At 56.1% G+C, this 15,876-nt stretch carries 17 protein-coding genes; 9 read left to right on the top strand and 8 right to left on the bottom strand.

Going from position 1 to position 15,876, the window contains the following annotated elements; genetic code table 11:
- Positions 1-14 precede the first annotated feature (14 nt).
- Positions 15-329 carry a hypothetical protein gene (locus tag BLT01_RS05680; protein WP_092095606.1) on the bottom strand — a complete coding sequence of 105 codons (315 nt, stop codon included), beginning with the start codon at positions 327-329 and terminating at the stop codon, positions 15-17.
- 141 nt (positions 330-470) lie between these two features.
- Between BLT01_RS05680 and BLT01_RS05685 the strand changes: the two genes are divergently transcribed.
- The gene (locus BLT01_RS05685; protein WP_092095608.1) at positions 471-932 is read left to right on the top strand and encodes an OsmC family protein; all 462 of its coding nucleotides are present in this window, start codon (positions 471-473) and stop codon (positions 930-932) included.
- A 167-nt stretch (positions 933-1,099) separates the two neighbouring features.
- Here BLT01_RS05685 and BLT01_RS05690 read toward each other — a convergent pair whose 3' ends face one another.
- Positions 1,100-1,462: a potassium channel family protein gene (locus tag BLT01_RS05690; RefSeq protein WP_092095832.1), complete on the bottom strand. Its 363-nt coding sequence runs from the start codon at positions 1,460-1,462 to the stop codon at positions 1,100-1,102.
- Between the two features lie 284 nt (positions 1,463-1,746).
- On the opposite strand from BLT01_RS05690, the gene BLT01_RS05695 reads away from it, so the two are divergent.
- The 8 genes from BLT01_RS05695 (at position 1,747) to BLT01_RS05730 (ending at position 8,455) form a co-directional block, all read left to right on the top strand.
- Positions 1,747-2,709: a tRNA dihydrouridine synthase gene (locus BLT01_RS05695; RefSeq protein WP_176765059.1), complete on the top strand. Its 963-nt coding sequence runs from the start codon at positions 1,747-1,749 to the stop codon at positions 2,707-2,709.
- Between the two features lie 76 nt (positions 2,710-2,785).
- Positions 2,786-3,472 (top strand): YjjG family noncanonical pyrimidine nucleotidase, encoded by a 687-nt coding sequence (locus BLT01_RS05700; RefSeq protein ID WP_092095613.1) that lies wholly within the window; start codon positions 2,786-2,788, stop codon positions 3,470-3,472.
- Between the two features lie 87 nt (positions 3,473-3,559).
- Positions 3,560-3,946, top strand: a complete 387-nt coding sequence (locus BLT01_RS05705; protein ID WP_092095616.1) for a hypothetical protein — start codon at positions 3,560-3,562, stop codon at positions 3,944-3,946.
- Between the two features lie 131 nt (positions 3,947-4,077).
- Positions 4,078-4,650 (top strand): GNAT family N-acetyltransferase, encoded by a 573-nt coding sequence (locus BLT01_RS05710; protein ID WP_092095619.1) that lies wholly within the window; start codon positions 4,078-4,080, stop codon positions 4,648-4,650.
- Complete coding sequence (locus BLT01_RS05715) at positions 4,640-5,050, top strand: hypothetical protein (RefSeq protein ID WP_092095622.1); 411 nt, start codon at positions 4,640-4,642, stop codon at positions 5,048-5,050. The genes BLT01_RS05710 and BLT01_RS05715 overlap by 11 nt, the downstream gene beginning before the upstream one ends.
- A 68-nt stretch (positions 5,051-5,118) precedes the next feature.
- Positions 5,119-5,436: a cupin domain-containing protein gene (locus BLT01_RS05720; protein ID WP_092095625.1), complete on the top strand. Its 318-nt coding sequence runs from the start codon at positions 5,119-5,121 to the stop codon at positions 5,434-5,436.
- Between the two features lie 538 nt (positions 5,437-5,974).
- Positions 5,975-6,220 (top strand): hypothetical protein, encoded by a 246-nt coding sequence (locus BLT01_RS05725; RefSeq protein WP_092095627.1) that lies wholly within the window; start codon positions 5,975-5,977, stop codon positions 6,218-6,220.
- A gap of 195 nt (positions 6,221-6,415) precedes the next feature.
- Positions 6,416-8,455 (top strand): catalase, encoded by a 2,040-nt coding sequence (locus BLT01_RS05730; RefSeq protein ID WP_092095630.1) that lies wholly within the window; start codon positions 6,416-6,418, stop codon positions 8,453-8,455.
- A 61-nt stretch (positions 8,456-8,516) separates the two neighbouring features.
- On the opposite strand, the gene BLT01_RS05735 is transcribed toward BLT01_RS05730, so the two are convergent.
- The 6 genes from BLT01_RS05735 to BLT01_RS05760 all read right to left on the bottom strand — a co-directional run bounded on the left by BLT01_RS05735 (position 8,517) and on the right by BLT01_RS05760 (position 15,873).
- Positions 8,517-10,244: a class I adenylate-forming enzyme family protein gene (locus BLT01_RS05735; RefSeq protein WP_092095633.1), complete on the bottom strand. Its 1,728-nt coding sequence runs from the start codon at positions 10,242-10,244 to the stop codon at positions 8,517-8,519.
- Between the two features lie 118 nt (positions 10,245-10,362).
- Positions 10,363-11,838 carry an aldehyde dehydrogenase family protein gene (locus BLT01_RS05740; RefSeq protein ID WP_218123191.1) on the bottom strand — a complete coding sequence of 492 codons (1,476 nt, stop codon included), beginning with the start codon at positions 11,836-11,838 and terminating at the stop codon, positions 10,363-10,365.
- Between the two features lie 34 nt (positions 11,839-11,872).
- Entirely contained in the window at positions 11,873-13,018 is a 1,146-nt protein-coding gene (locus BLT01_RS05745; RefSeq protein ID WP_092095635.1) for an acyl-CoA dehydrogenase family protein, read from the bottom strand.
- 19 nt (positions 13,019-13,037) lie between these two features.
- A complete protein-coding gene (locus BLT01_RS05750) occupies positions 13,038-14,231 on the bottom strand; it encodes an acyl-CoA dehydrogenase family protein (RefSeq protein ID WP_092095638.1) in 1,194 nt (397 codons plus the stop codon).
- 24 nt (positions 14,232-14,255) lie between these two features.
- On the bottom strand, positions 14,256-14,696 hold the full coding sequence (locus BLT01_RS05755; RefSeq protein WP_092095640.1) for a Zn-ribbon domain-containing OB-fold protein: 441 nt from the start codon (positions 14,694-14,696) through the stop codon (positions 14,256-14,258).
- 13 nt (positions 14,697-14,709) lie between these two features.
- The gene (locus tag BLT01_RS05760; RefSeq protein WP_092095643.1) at positions 14,710-15,873 is read right to left on the bottom strand and encodes a thiolase C-terminal domain-containing protein; all 1,164 of its coding nucleotides are present in this window, start codon (positions 15,871-15,873) and stop codon (positions 14,710-14,712) included.
- Positions 15,874-15,876: the final 3 nt, after the last annotated feature.

A 15,876-nucleotide genomic window follows, 5' to 3' on the forward strand; every position in this document is an offset into this window, starting at 1 on the left:
TCTTCGGGATGAAATCACCCCATGATCAACTGAATCAATCCACCGACTGCTGCTATGGTCAGCAGCACCTTGCCGATCATGACATATTTCGCTCCGGCGAATCGAATGGCCAAGCCGATCAGGGCAATCAATCCCCAAACGAGCGAGATCAGTTGCTGCCCATCATAGTTTGTCGGTAAAGAGGTAAAGATCAACCAAGACAATAAAACCCCCAATAATCCATTGTAGATCAAGACGGGTGTTGGGGGATCGCTTTTCCGATAAAGCAAAAACTGACCGATCATTACAGCAACTATAAGCACACCAAATAAGATTCCTAAAAAAGCCATATGAAAGTTCTCCTTTGAAATAGAAGTTCTATACTAGGATACCCGTCTATGACGGTGCATGAACATGCTACACTGTGTACAAGCAAAAATGCATGCCTCCAAAGGGCCACGCTATAACTTTCATATAAAAGGAGAATTCGTATGACACAACAACAGATGGCAGTGCTGCGCGTCAGCGGCAAAGCAGGCAAGGGTTTGGAAAATACGGTCAACGTCGGGGATCTTCCTGCGTTTTCTGTAGATGAGCCGCAGAGGCTTGGCGGCACGAATACGGGGCCGAACCCGCTTGAGTATTTCCTGGGTGCACTTTCAGCTTGCACATCGATCGTGGCGGCCTATGTTGCCAAGGAACAGGATTTTAAATATGAGGGTCTTCAGTACGACGCTTCCGGAACGCTGGATCCGCGCGGTTTCCGTGGAGTAGAAGGTGTTCAGACGTATTTCCGGACAGTGGACCTGAATGTAGTGGTTGAGACTGAGGAAAACGAGGAAGCTTTGGAGCGGCTGAAAGAAACGGTCGAGAAGAGGTGCCCTTTATACAATCTGCTGAAGGACGCCGGCGTTGAAGTGAACAGCCATTGGACGAAGGAAAAACGCGGCTGACAATAAAATGCAGGGTCTGCAGTATGGTTCGGGGAGCATGTGTCAAAATGTCTATGGATTCAGTAATGGCTTGCAAATAAGTGAGACAGCACCAACCTCAGGCCAGATCCATAAAATTAGCAAATCGGAGAAAGAGGTTCACTCCGGCTCCGATTTGCCTACAGTCATTAGTTATTCGGTTTTTTCTTTGAGCGTTTCATCTCTTTATCATCAAATTTCAATACAGACTTCCCGATCATGGCCAGAGCACCAACCATTACACCTATCCCAACCACTAAGTAAATCATCGTAAACACTTTACTTATGGTCATCGAAGGAACAAGTCCTGTGCTGGCACTCGTCGGCATTAAGCTAATCACCGCAAAGTAAAAAGAATCCAGCCAAGACCATCCTTCAATTCCTCTATAAAATAATGTGCCTGACAAGAGGATAAGTGTGAGTGTCGTTACAAGAGATTTAAACACCGGATCCTTCATGTTTTTTAAGATCGCACCCAAAAGCCGCTTCATCGTTAATAGAAGTGAAATCATGTTTTCCCCCCATAAATACTTGTTGAAAAATAATCCCAGTTTAGGTTGTTCGAATGATGTTTTGAGGTGGATTTTCTTTGTTTTGGAGTTGATCGGTTTACTGCCTCCAACCATTATAAAGGAATTTTCCCCCGGACAAATAGTTCGGGGTTTCTTTAAGCAGAAAGTTCTTTGGCGAACCCTTTATCTATCATACTTGCAGAAGCAATCAGGCTGGAAAAGTCGTTCATTAATTGGTACGATTCGATAACAGGTTATTCGCAGTGAGAGGAATGGAGTCAGACATGAAAGAGAATTTTTGGCGCGATTTACCGAGACCATTTTTTGTACTTGCCCCGATGGAAGATGTGACGGATGTGGTGTTCCGCCATGTCGTCGCCGAAGCCGGCAGGCCGGATGTGTTTTTTACAGAGTTCACGAACTCGGACAGCTACTGCCATCCTGAAGGCATCAACAGTGTCCGAGGTCGCCTGCTGTTCACCGAGGACGAGCAGCCGATGGTGGCGCATATTTGGGGGGACAAGCCCGACTATTTCCGCCAGATGAGCATCGGCATGGCGGAAATGGGATTCAGCGGTCTTGATATCAATATGGGCTGCCCGGTACCGAACGTGGCGACAAGAGGGAAAGGCAGCGGGCTGATTCTGCGACCGGATACTGCTGGGGAACTGATCCAGGCGGCCAAAGCGGGCGGGCTTCCCGTCAGTGTGAAAACCCGGCTCGGCTTTCATGAGGTCGATGAGTGGCAGGAATGGCTGGCGCATATTCTCGAGCAGGACATCGCGAACCTTTCGATCCACCTGCGGACGAGAAAGGAAATGAGCCAAGTCGATGCGCACTGGGAACTGATCCCCGAAATCAAGGAACTGCGTGACCGGGTGGCGCCGGACACCTTGCTGACAATCAACGGGGACATTCCTGACCGCCAGAAGGGCCTTGAGCTCGCCGAGAAGTACGGCGTGGACGGCGTCATGATCGGCCGCGGCATCTTCAAGAATCCGTTTGCCTTCGAGAAAGAGCCGACAGAGCACAGCACGAAGGAATACCTGGACCTCCTGAGGCTGCATCTGGATCTGCACGATCAATATATCAAGGAAATACCACGTTCCGTCACCGCGCTCCACCGATTCTTTAAAATCTACGTCAAAGGATTCCGCGGAGCGGGCGAACTGAGAAACCAGCTGATGCAGACGAAATCCACTGACGACGTGCGGGCATTGCTCGATCAGTTCAGCGTGGAAGCCTGATCGGATAAGCAGGACAGAGCCTTTTCTGAACGGGAAGGCTCTTTTAGTTTGAATAGGCGGCAAGGGGGAGAATGTGATGAAACAATACGAAGTGATCGTGTTCGATGTGGATGACACGCTGATGGATTTCGACAAGTCGGAGCAGGCGGCATTCGGCAGTGTGTTCGGGAAATACGAAATGCCTGATGGCCTTAAACAATACAGGTCCAGCTACCGGACCATCAGTGAGGGCCTATGGCGTGACCTGGAAAACGGAAATCTGGGACTCAATGAATTGGGTTCGGAACGGTTCAGGAGATTGTTTTTGGAACATGAATTGAATCTCGATGCAGTCGTCTTTAATCAGGACTATCTGGGGTTCCTTGGAGAACAGATGCATCTCATGCCAGGAGCCGATAAGGTCATCGAAGCCCTTTCCCACAAGCGCCTCGCGATCATCACCAACGGCTTCGAGGCAGTGCAGACGTCCAGGATCCGGAATTCGCCGTTCAGCGATGCATTCGAGCAGGTCATCATCTCCGAAGCGACGGGATACCGGAAGCCGCAAAAAGAAATCTTCGAGTATGCGTTCCAACAGCTGCAGGTTACGGATCCCTCGACTGTCCTCATGGTGGGCGACTCGCTCACATCCGACATCCAGGGCGGGCTGAACGCCGGGGTGGACACATGCTGGTTTAATCCCTCCCGCAAGAAAAACCAAACACCGATTGAGCCCACATACGAAATCAGCCGGCTGGAAGAACTTTTGGAGATTGTCATCTGAGCGGATCCCATCATTGGGGTTCGCTTTTTGATTCAAGTGAATCTCAGACTGTGTGATAATTAAAAATATAGAAGGGGGGTGCCGGTTTTGGATAGCGTTTCGGAAACCGTCAAAACGGAGTCCATCCAATCTTTACAATCGACCATCCGCAAGATGGAAAAGGGATTGGCACAGATGGCGGGAAAAGGTACCAATACGACGCTGATCGAAAAACGCCTTCGTGCGGTGAGAGCCGGGCTGGCCGTGCTGGAAAGCGCTTGGAATCAGCAAGCACCTCCATATGGGCATGAGGCTCTGGCGGAAGCCCGTGATGTGCTCCGGGGCATGATGCCGTCCATCGAAAAGGCGTATGCTAATTCCACGGCCGGCAGCCCTCAGCGGACACTGCTTGAACGAAGGCTGACATCCCTAAAACTCGCGATACAGGAACTGGACGATTTCTTAGAGGGGAGATGTCGCGCGAAAGTGAATTAGACCTGCGCCTGGTCGTCGCGGGGAGCCTGTCAGAACGGTAATCGGGAACCGTCTGCTTGAATCGCTGCATTTTCGCTTAGCCTGACCCATCAACAATCTTCAGGCATACATTCTGCTGAGAGGGGATTCATATGGATACCAAACTATTGGAACTCACAACTAAAAGACTGTACCTGAGAGCCGCCAATCCCTCAGATGCGGAAGACATGCTCCGTTACCTGTCCGATCCCGAGGTGATGAAGCATACCGGCATGGAACCGTTCGAAACGACGGAAGATGTTCAGGATGAGATCAAGTGGTACCATTCGCTCGTAAAAGAAGACAGCGGCATCCGCTGGGGCATCACCCTCAAGGAAACCGGCAAGATGATCGGAAGCTGCGGGTTCCATAATCGGGAGCCCAAACATTTCAGGGCCGAGATCGGCTACGAGCTCAGCCGGGAATATTGGGGGAAGGGAATCGCAAGCGAGGCCCTGCAGGCGGTGGTCCGCTACGGATTCAGCCATCTTGGACTGGAGCGGATCGAAGCACTTATTGAACCCGGAAACACGGCTTCCCTCCGGCTTGTCGAGAAAAACGGCTTCCTGAAAGAAGGGCTGCTGCGCCATTATGAATACGGCCGGGGCAGGTTTGATGACCTGTATATGTATTCGATTTTAAAAGAGGATCTTGCGTTCGTGGAGGAGGGAGTCTGTGATCACTGAAATCCGTTTTGAAACGACCGAGAGCGGGCCGCTCCGGCCAAACGAGGAACGTGTCCATGACGTCCGGATCACACGGGACGGCCAGATTGTCCATGAGATCCTCTTGACGAATGAGGAGGCCGGGCGCGGTATGCGCCACACAAGGGATGAATACCAAATTGCCCCCGGCACAGCGGCGGCGTTCCTCGATTCCCTCACCGCCGATTTCGGGATCGGTGAGTGGCCAATGGATTTCGGTTCGCCGGTCCTGGAAGGACGGACGTACGAGATCGCGATCCGCCATGATGACGGGACCGTCCGGCGCTCTCGCGGCACAGTGGATCTGCCGCCGGACGGGGAGGCGCTCAGAAATGCCGTCATAGGGCTTGCAGCATTCAAACGGAAGCCATGGATTTTCTGATCCGGGGGTTTCCCGCCCGGCCGGCAACGGTATCGTACAAGTACCGACCAATCAGAGGAGGCATTTATATGGACCACCAAGCGCTCAAGGCGTTCCGGCAGTTCGACGAAAGTCGCTTCACGAAAGTGGATTTCATGAAAAATGAGCACAGCACGGCATTCACGCTGAACTTCCTTCCGGGCCAGACGATGAAGGCGCACAGCCATCCGGGCAAGGAATTGTATCTCGTCGTCATCGAAGGCAGCGGTATGTTCACGGTGGACGGGGAGGAAGTCATGGCGACAAGAGGGGCCGTGCTTTTCTGCGGTGAACAGGAAATGATCGGATTTGAAAACAACGGCGCCAACCGGACGACCCTCTTCGGCACCCTGACAAAAATCGGCTAGGCAGTGGACAGCCCTTATCCGGATTCGGATGGGGGCTGTCTGTGTGTCATCCGGAGATCCGAAGGAATGCGGACCGATAGGATTGGGAGGTCGCCATTGACCCGGTTTCGTCATTCATTGGTCTGGTTTCGTCATTCGTCGGCCGGGTTTCGTCATTCGCGCCCCCGGTTTCGTCATTCGCCGCCATCCGGAGAACGAATGACGAAACTTTTTCGTCCAATGACGAAACTGAACGGCTGAATGACGAAATCTCATGCAGAATTTCCCCACTCCGGAATCATCGGGCAACCTGAAACTTATCAGCTCCCCGGTGGGCCAGCATCTCGCCGGATACAAAATTGCTTCCCCGGACAATGACGCAAAGCGTGAGCCGATAATCGGACTTTCCTGCAAAATCGCTCAATGACAAGCTGTTTTACCGTCCCCTCAATGATACGTCTGGATGAGTTGTTTGAAAGGCGTGGAAAAGGGAATAGATTAATTGGCTTGCAATCCATGAACACAATGCGAAATAGAGCAGGAAAGGATGCTGAGAGGAATGGGGAAACTGACAAAGTTGGCGGGTGCAGCCGGACTGGTTGCAGGGGCGGCGTATCTCACAAAAGAAGAAAACAGAAAGAAAGTCAAAAATCGGATTGACGAGGCCATCCGTGTGTTCAATCCGGATTACAAAAAGGAGCTCGGGAAGCCGGCCGACATCGACGATGCGGAAATGGTGTCAGAAGGGGCGATGACCAGCGTCCAATATTATAACCAATACCAGGAAGACAAAAGCCAACAGTGATCTTGCATGAGGAAAAGGGCGGCCCGAAGACTGATCTTCGCGGGCCGCCTTTTAATGTGCATCCCTGATCTGTCGTTTGTTGTTTGAAACTAGCAATCTATGGGAAGAAAGGGAGAGAACCGGATGCGGGGGAATCCCGTTCACAGGGATTCCCCCGCATCCTGAACGGAATGATTACTGGAAAAGGGTGAAAACATGGACCAGAAAAACGGTGGCAACGAAAAAGACAAGCAGCTGGAGCAGTTCAGGAGGCAGAACACGGGCAAGCCGATGACCGACATCAGCGGCAACAAAGTCGCAAATGACCAGAAGACCTTGCGCGCAGGCAGGCGCGGCCCGCTCCTCATGCAGGATTTCCACTTCTACAAAAAGCAGTCGCACTTTAACCGTGAGCGGATTCCGGAAAAGGTGGTCCACGCACGGGGATACGGCGTGCACGGAGAATTCGTGGCGACAGAGTCGATGAAGGACTACACGATGGCGAAGTTCCTGGAGCCCGGCAAGAAAACGCCGGTCTTTGTCCGCTTCTCCAACTTTGTGGGGAACCGCGGTTCTAAAGACACGGCGGTCGACATCCGCGGATTCGCCACGAAATTCTACACGGAGGAAGGCAACTATGACATGCTTGCCCTCCAGTTCCCTGTGTTCATCCTCGCTGATGCGATGAAGTTTATGGATGTCACACATGCCGCAAAGCCGGAGCCAAGGCAGCATATGCCGCAGGCAACAGTGGCGCACGATAACTTCTGGGATTACGTGACGAGCAACCCGGAGTCCGCACATATGGTCATGTGGCTCATGTCGATGCGTGGCCGGCCGCGAAGCTGGCGCATGATGGAAGGCTATCCGATCAATACGTTCCGCTTGATCAATGAAAAGGGCAAATCCACGTTTGTCCGGTTTATCTGGAAACCGAAGCTTGGGGTTCACTCCATCACGTTGGAAGAAGGGAACATCATCGGGGGCGCCGACCCGGATTTCCACCGCCGGGACATCATCGAAGCGATCGAGAGCGGCGCGTATCCGGAATACGACCTCTGTGTCCAGCTGATCGACGAGGAAGATGAATTCAAGTTCGACTTTGACATCCTGGATGACACCAAGCTGTGGCCGCAGGAAGAAGTGCCGCCGAAGGTCATCGGGAAGATGGTGCTGAACCGTCTTCAGGACAACTTCTTCTCGGAGACGGAACAATCCGCGTTCAACCCGGCAAACCTCGTACCGGGAATTGAGTTCACGAATGACCCGGTGCTGCAGGGCCGCTCGTTCGCCTACCGCGATACGGAGCTTCACCGCCACCACTCGGCGAACTACGAGGAACTGCCGATCAACCGCCCGGTGTCCGATGTGAACCACAACTTGCGCGACAGCTACCTGAAATACCCGATCGAACAGGACAACGTCCATTTCCACAACAACACGCAGGAAGACGGCACCCCTCATGAAACTCCGGCACCGGAAGGGTATGAAAACTATCCGGCCGAGGTGGAAGGCCATGTGACACGGGAGCATCCGAGCGACTCCTTCGAGGATTACTACTCGCAGGCCCGCATGTTCTGGAACAGCCTGTCGATGCCGGAGAAGCAGGACCTCGTCGAGTCGTTCAGCTTCCACGTCGGCGGGGTGAAGAATAAGGAGATCCGTCAGAAGACGGTTGAAATGTTCGGGAACGTCGACACCGAACTGGCCACGATGATTGCGGAAAACGTCGGTGTCAGGCCGCCTGAGACCCAGCATGTCGACTGCGAGAAAAGCTATCCGTCCCTGAGCCAGATGAACACCCCGCACTCCGCAATGACGTCCAGGGTCGCGGTGGTGATCGGCGACGGGTTCGACGAGGAAGAAGTGGACCAGGCGCTTGCGGCACTTAAAGAAGTCGGAGCGGTGATCGATCTCATTTCCGAGACGCTTTCGCCGGTCAAGGGGAAAGGCGGTATGGAACTCACGCCGACCAACACGTTCCTGACCATCCACCCTGCGCTGTATGATTCGGTGTACCTGGTCGGCGGCAAGGCGAAGATGAACCAGCTCAAGTTCGACCAGGGCGCCATGGATTTCTTCAAGATGCACTACATGTTCATGAAGCCGATCGCCGTCGGAGCAGGTGCCGCCCAGTATGCGGCCAGCACGGAAGCCAACAACCTGGACGGTGTCGTCATGGCGGAAAACAACCCGAAATTTGCGGACCAGTACATCAAAGCACTTGCAGTTAAGCGTTTTTGGGACCGTACCTGATAAGAACGACCCATACGCCCGATCCGGATAGTTGCCGGATCGGGCGTATGTCTGTGTGTATTCAGGCGTTCCCAAACTCCATCTTCTTCAGCTGGACCTTTGAAATCTTCCCGGCTGCGGTCATCGGGAACTGGTCGACGAATTCCAGTTCCCTCACTTTGGAGTAGTGGACGACCCGTTCGTTTACATAGGCCAGCAGCTCTTTTTCGGAAAGCCCCGCCCCTTCTTTTTTGATGACGAACGCTTTCGGGATTTCTCCGGCCTTTTCATCGGGTTTTCCGATGACGACCGCGTTCTGGACGGCCGGATGGGAAACGAGCACTTCCTCGATGCGCACCGGATACACGTTATAGCCGTTGTAGATCAGCATCTCTTTTTTGCGGCCGACAATCGACAGGTAGCCGTCTTCGTCAATCTGGCCGATGTCGCCCGTGTGCAGCCAGCCGTCACGCAGCGTGGCGGCCGTCTCTTCCGGCTTCTTGTAATAGCCTTTCATCACCTGAGGGCCCCGGATGCAGATTTCACCGCTTTCTCCCTGCGGGAGGGGCGTGCCTTCTTCATCGCCGATTGCGACAATTTTAAGTTCCGTGTTGAACGTGGGCAGGCCGACAGTGCCCAACTTGTGGATGCCACCCGCGAGGCAGACGCTTCCGGCCACGGAGGCGGTGGCTTCCGTCAGGCCGTAGCCTTCGCCGACCCGGGCGTTCGGGAACAGGCTTTTCAGCTGACCCATCTCTTTTTGGGAGAGCGGAGCGGCTCCCGAGCTGACATTCCGGATGGTTGAAAAATCGTAAGTATGGATATTCGGCGTATTGAGAAGCGCGTTCCACATCGCGGGTGCCCCGTTGATTGAGGAAACACCGTACTTCTCAATCAGGCCGAGAAACTGGGACGGAACGAACCGGTCTGGCAGGATGGTGGTGGCCCCCTGTGCCATCGGGGAAACGATCATGCCGATTCCGCCGGTAATGTGGAAAAGCGGGGAAGGGCTGAGCCGCACTTCCTCCCCGAGGGGAATCAGGTACTTTTCCCGGTAGTTGTCCGGATCCTGCTCGGCCGCGACAAACCGCAGGGCGCCGTCTTCATCGAGCACCGGCAGGCATCCCGCCGTCCAGGCCGCAATCTGGGCGATGTTGCTGACGAGGTTGGCGTGGGTGATCATGACGCCTTTCGGGCTTCCGGTCGTGCCGCCGGTGTACGCGATATGCACGAGATCGTTTTCCGGATCGATGCCCGCATCGAATTCCCGGTCGGATGCTTGGCGCTTTAAAGCGGCAAAGCTGTGCCAGCCGTCCGGTACTTCGGCCGGTGATCCATTGCCGTACATTTCGGAGTCGCCGGTCATGATCACATGACGGACCCGGGTGTCGCCGAGGATGTCGGCGAGTGCCGCGGCGGACGTTTCATGGGTGACGACCGCGACCGTATCGGAGTCATTCAACTGGAACTTCAAGTCCCCGGCCGGCAAATATGGGTTGACGGGGGAGTAGGCGGCCCCGCTCAGGATGATACCGTAGTAAGCGGCAAGGTATTGGGGGCAGGTCGGCATATGGACGGACACGGTCATGCCTCTGCCGATGCCGAGCTCACGCAGCGCGTTGGCGAACCGCCAGGCCTGTTCGTGGATTTCATCATAGGTGATGGGGGTGTCCCGGTAGATATACGCTTGGTTGCCGCTATACTGTCTGAGGCTGCCTTTCAGGATGGAACCCGCCGGGACGATCGGGATTTCCAGCACTTCGGGTAGGTCCTGGTCATAATTTTGCCTGTTCTGGAGTTTGACGTTCATCTGTGCACCGCCTTAATGGAGGATGGCCGTGTCTTGCAACGGGAGGCGCCCCTTCCGGACTGCCGGTTTCCGGGTGGTATCAGATGATCCATGACCGGGAAGCAGGGGGAGGGGGAAATCACAGTTTAATCACACAGGACTTCTCACGGGAATACTCCCCGATGGAGTCGGTTCCGAATCCGCTGTTTTTCACCCCGCCAAACGGAAGGTCCGATCCGACGCGGGCGTATGTGTTGACCCATACATTTCCGGCTTCGAGCAAGGCGGTCATCCGGTGAGCCCGGCTCAGGCAGGACGTCCAGACGCCGGCAGCCAATCCAAATTCCGTATCATTCGCGAGGCGGACCGCCTCTTCCTCTGTATCAAACGGAATCATGACGGCGACCGGCCCGAAAATCTCCTCCTGGCAGACGCGAAGCCGGTTGGAATCTGCGGCGAATAAGGTCGGCTCGACCCAGTATCCGCCGGAAAGATCGGGGGACCCGGGGAACAATTCCGCTCCCGAGCGGCCGCCGAACAGCAGGGTGGCCCCTTCTGTCGGAGCCAGGTCGATATAAGACCGGACTTTGTCGAACTGGGCTTTCGTTGCGATCGGGCCCATTGTCGTCCGGGGGTCGAGTGTGTGTCCGAGCCGGTGCAGGGCGGGATCCTGCATCCGCTTCCTGAGGCGATCGGCGACGTCGTCGAACACCTTTCGCTGTACGAGGATACGGGACCCGCCGACACAGATCTGGCCGGCGTTCCCCGTGAATATGGAGGCGGTCGCCATGCTTTCCGTTGCGCGGTCAAGGTCAGCATCCTCAAACACGATGTTCGCCGATTTTCCTCCCAGCTCCAGGATCAGCGGTTTCGGTTTTCCGGCTGTTGCCTGCGCAATGGCGGAAGCTGTGCCGCCGGAGCCGGTCAGGCTGACTTTGGCGACATCCGGATGAGAAACAAGTGCCGTGCCGATATCCGGGCCCGTCCCGCAGATCACGTTCAGCACGCCCGGCGGGAAAGCATCCGCCAGCAGTTCTGCGAGTCTGAGCGAGGATGCCGCCGCCATCTCGGACGGCTTGATGATGACGGTGTTGCCGGCAGCCAATGCATAGGCGGCCTTGATGGAAAAGGTGAACAGTGGGGCATTCCACGGGGCGATCCCCGCGATGACGCCATAAGGTTCGCGGAGCGTGTAACTGAAGCTTGACGGGCCGGTCGGGACGGTCTGTCCCCGTCCGCCAACAGTCGCTTCCGACGCAGCGTCTTCCCAAAGCTTTACGAGCACGGGAATCATGCCGTAAGTCGTTTCCCGGATCACCCAGCCGTTTCCTTTCGTTTCGAGAGCGGCCAGTTCGGCACCGTTTGCCGAAATGATGGACGCGGCCTGCCTCAGCCTGGCCGCCCGTTCGGCAGGGAGGGCGGTTTTCCACCCGGCGAACGCCCGCTTTGCGGCGTCAACCGCCTTGTTTGCATCTTCCTCCGTGCTTTTCGGTACCCGTGCCCAGACAAGCCCTGTAGAAGGGTCGATGCTGTCCAGGAATTCATCGCTTGCGTGCGGCTGCAGGCAACCGCCAATCAGGTTTTGATAATCCTTCACTTCTGTGGTGACCGCCACTTGATCATTCCTCCTTGAATGCAGACTGGCCGACTCAAGATACGGGGGCTGCGTCCGCAGTTTGCCGGGCGTGCCATCCGAGCGAACCGGCGGCGGCTTTGCGGGAATCCCGAACCGAGCCGAAATAATGATCCCAGTAGCGGGCCCGCTTCAGATACAGGTGGCAATCCAGTTCCTCCGTGAAACCGATGCCGCCGTGGATCTGGATCGAATCCCCGGCCGCCTTGATATAGGCGCGGGAAGCAAAGGAGCGCGCACTGTGGACGGCGGCAATCCGGTCATCGGCTCCCGTTTCAACCGCCCAAGCCGCATAGTGGGACAGGGACCGCGCCGTCTCCAGATCCAGCTTCATATCCACGATCCGGTGCTTGATCGCCTGGAAGCGTCCGATCGGCTGGTTGAACTGGACCCGGATCTTTGCATATTCCGCGGTGATCTTCACGAGTTCATCCATCCCGCCGACCATGCCGGAAACTAGAGCGGTGTTAAAGTGGAGCAGTGCTTCCCGGAGCATGTCCTGTCCTTTGCCCGGTTCGCCGAGCAGTTCGGCATGTGCGTTCCGGAAAGAGAGTTCGGCCGGAAGCTGGGTTTCGTCCAGGCAGGAAAGCGGACGGACGGACGCCGCTTCAGACGCCTCTACGAGAAAGAGGGAAGTCCCTCCGGGAGCCTCGGCGCCCACGATAAACAAATCCGGGCTGCCGGTGACCGGAACGAGAGTCTTCACGCCCGAAAGCTCATAGCGGTTGTCTATACGCGTCGCCGTGCATGCGAACGTTTCGGGAAACAGGCTGCGGCCTGTTTCATACCAGGCGACGGAGAAAGCGCTTTCTCCGGAAGCGGCGAGGGGGAGCCACCGTTTTTTTTGTTCTTCCGTCCCGTAGTTCGTGATCAGCGGTACGGCAAGGGCGAGCGTTTCCAGCTGCAGGCCGGGAAGCAGAACCCGGCCGGTTTCTTCAAAGACGGGAACAAGATCAAGTGCGCCGAGTCCAAGCCCGTCCTGCTGTTCGGGTACAGGAATGGCATTGATGCCCATCTCGGCAAGCCCCGACGCCGCAGCGCGTGCAGGCTCGTCATCGCCTCTGATCGTTGCGCGGGCCGTTCCGGTCCCTCCGAGGTCTTTCAGGTACTTCCGGACAGCCGACCGGAACAGCTCCTGTTCTTCATTCAAGGAAAAATCCATGTGTTCCCACTCCTTTCCGTTATCTCCCAAGGTCTTTCGGCAGTCCGAGAATCCGCTCGCCGATCGTGTTTCGCTGCACTTCGCTCGTTCCGCCGCCGATGGTCGCGCCGAATGAAGCCAAGTACTGGTGCTGCATGGCCCCGTCAAACGGCGCATCCCCTCCTGCCAGCACGCCTGCGTGGCCCTGGATGGTCATGGCGAAGTCGAACAGTTCCTTCCCCAATTCGCTGACAAGCAGTTTGTCGAGAGAGCTTTCGGGACCGGGCTTGCCATTTTTCAGCGTGTGGGTGATGTTCCGGTAGTAATTCAGCCGGGCGCCGCTGATGCGGGCATACAGGTCGGCGAGTCCATCTTCGATAAAGGGGTCCTCGATGATCGGCTTGCCGTCTGAGGTCAGTGTCCTGGCCATTTCCGCGACTTCCTCGAATTGCTGTTCCAGCGTGAACACCTCGGCGGCGATTCCCGAGCGCTCATGCAGCATAAGCGCGATCAGTACGCTCCAGCCCTTGCCTTCCTCGCCGACAATGTCTTCGTCATGGGCGATGGCATCCGTCAGGTAGACTTCATTGAACTCTTCGCGTCCGTCCATCTGGGTGATCGGGCGGGTTTCGACGCCTTCCTGGTTCATGTCCAGAAGAAACACGGTGATGCCTTCATGCTTTTTCCCCGATTGGCCGGTTCTTGCAAGCAGGAAGCACCGGTCCGCAAGATGGGCAAAACTCGTCCAGACTTTCTGCCCGTTGATGATCCAACGCCCGTCTTTTTTCACGGCGGCCGTTTCGATGGCGGTCAGGTCCGATCCCGCATTCGGTTCCGAATATCCCTGGCTCCATACATGGTTGCCTGTCAGGATGTTTTCGATGTAGGCTTCTTTCTGCTGGTCGGTCCCCATCTGCATCAGCGTGGGGGCGACCATATGGATGCCGACGTAGTTGACGAGAGGAGGGGATTTCACACGGACCATTTCCTGGTGATAAATGATTTCCTCCATGAGTGTCGCATTGCGTCCGCCGTACGCCTCGGGCCAGGAGATGGCCGCCCATCCGCCTTCGTACAGCTTGCGCTGCCAGTCGCGGAGAAAGCGCGAATACGCCTCTTTGCTTTCCGGCAGTGTCCGCTTTCCTTCAAGCCATCCTTCCGGAAGGTTGACGGAGAGCCAGCTGCGCAGCTCGTCACGGAATGCTTCTTCTTTTTTGGTCAGTGTAAAGTCCATTTGCATTCTTCCTTTCTCAGAAGGTCAGTTCTGGCTGCGGGAGGGGGTCCATTGGGGAAGGGCCCGATCGGGTGTGATGTCGGTCCACGTCATCTTCAGCGGCATGCCGATCTCCACCTCTTCCGCCGGACAGCCGATAATATTGGCCATGATTTTCACTTCCGGTGCAACATCCAGCGCGGCCACGGTGATGACCGTCGGCAGGTCATGCTGGAAGCCCGGAAGAAATGGGCGGTAGGAAGTGATGTAGGAATAAACCGTCGCCGAAATATCGGAGCCGAGGTTTTCCCATTCGGTTGCCGGGCTGCCACAGGAAGGGCAGGAAGGACCCGGAGGATGGATGTAGCCTTTGCAGTCCGAACATTTCTGGAGGGCCAGTTCGTGCCGGTCCGCCGCGTCCCAGTAGGGATGATTGTCCAGCGTCTTGAGGGGGACTGGTTTCTCGTATTTGGTTGCCTGTGTCATTCCGCTTCCTCCTTTAGTTTCTGAGAATCATGGCGCCGGCAAGGTCGGGACCGCTCCAGCCCGTACAGATGCCGAGCTCGCAATCTTTTACCTGGCGGTCGGTGCCTTTGTAGTCGTGCCTCAGCTGGCGGACGAGTTCAAGGACATTGTTCATGCCGTGGGTATATCCTTCCGACAGCATGCCGCCGGCCGTGTTGGAAGGAAGCCGGCCGCCCATCTTCAGGTTGCCGTCCTTGACGAAGTCACCGGCCTCGCCCCGCTTGGCGAATCCGTAAGCCTCCAGCTGCCTGAGAACGACCCAGCTAAAGCAGTCGTAGATGGCGGCGACGTCAATATCCTCAGGCTTGACGCCGGCCGATTGGTAGAGGGCGGGGGCGGCATGGTCGGAGGCGACCTCATCGACCTGCGTCCAGTAATGGGCATGGGAGTGAGTGTGCCGGGGGGCCATCCCCATGATATAAACCGGCCGGGATTTGCAGTTTTTCGCGTTGCCGGCCGATGTCACGATCAGCGCGTTGGCCTCATCCAGTTCCACGCAACAGTCATGGATATTGAACGGCGTGCTGATGTCCGGTGTGGCAAGGTAAGTCTCCATATCAAGCGGCTTGCCGTGAAGAAACGCTTTCGGATTCCGCTGGGCATGTTCATAGAAGCTGACGCACACATGGCCGAGGTGCTCTTTGGTCGTTCCGGTTTCATGCATGTGCCGCATGGCGAACATGCCGAACCACTGGGAAGGGCTCGCGGAGCCGTAAGGCATGACAAAACTGCCGCCTGGCAGCATCCCCTGCAGCAGATCCGGGTCGTACCCGCGTCCGACCTGGTGTCCGGAAGCGCCGTTCATCGCCCTGTAGATCAGGACGGTCTCGAGTTCGCCGGCTTCGATGAGCGCAACCGCGTCGGCGATAAGCAATTCCGTGCTGCTGCCGCCGCCGCTGATGTCTTTTACGTATTTGGGCCGGCTGCCGAGGTAGGTGGCCAGTTCATGGGAGGTGCACGAGTCACCGCCCGTGGAATAGTTCATGATGCCGTCCAGATCCCTTGCTTCAAGTCCTGCGTCGCGGAGTGCATTGCGGGCGGCGTCAAGCGCCAGATGGAGCGGGGTGGTTCCGGAATTCCGGGACCGTTCACTTTCTCCGACTCCGACGATGGCGCATTGATTGGCGTAAGTGGTCATCGG

Source organism: Bhargavaea beijingensis, from assembly GCF_900101985.1.
In the GTDB taxonomy this organism is placed as follows: Bacteria; Bacillota; Bacilli; order Bacillales_A; family Planococcaceae; genus Bhargavaea; species Bhargavaea beijingensis.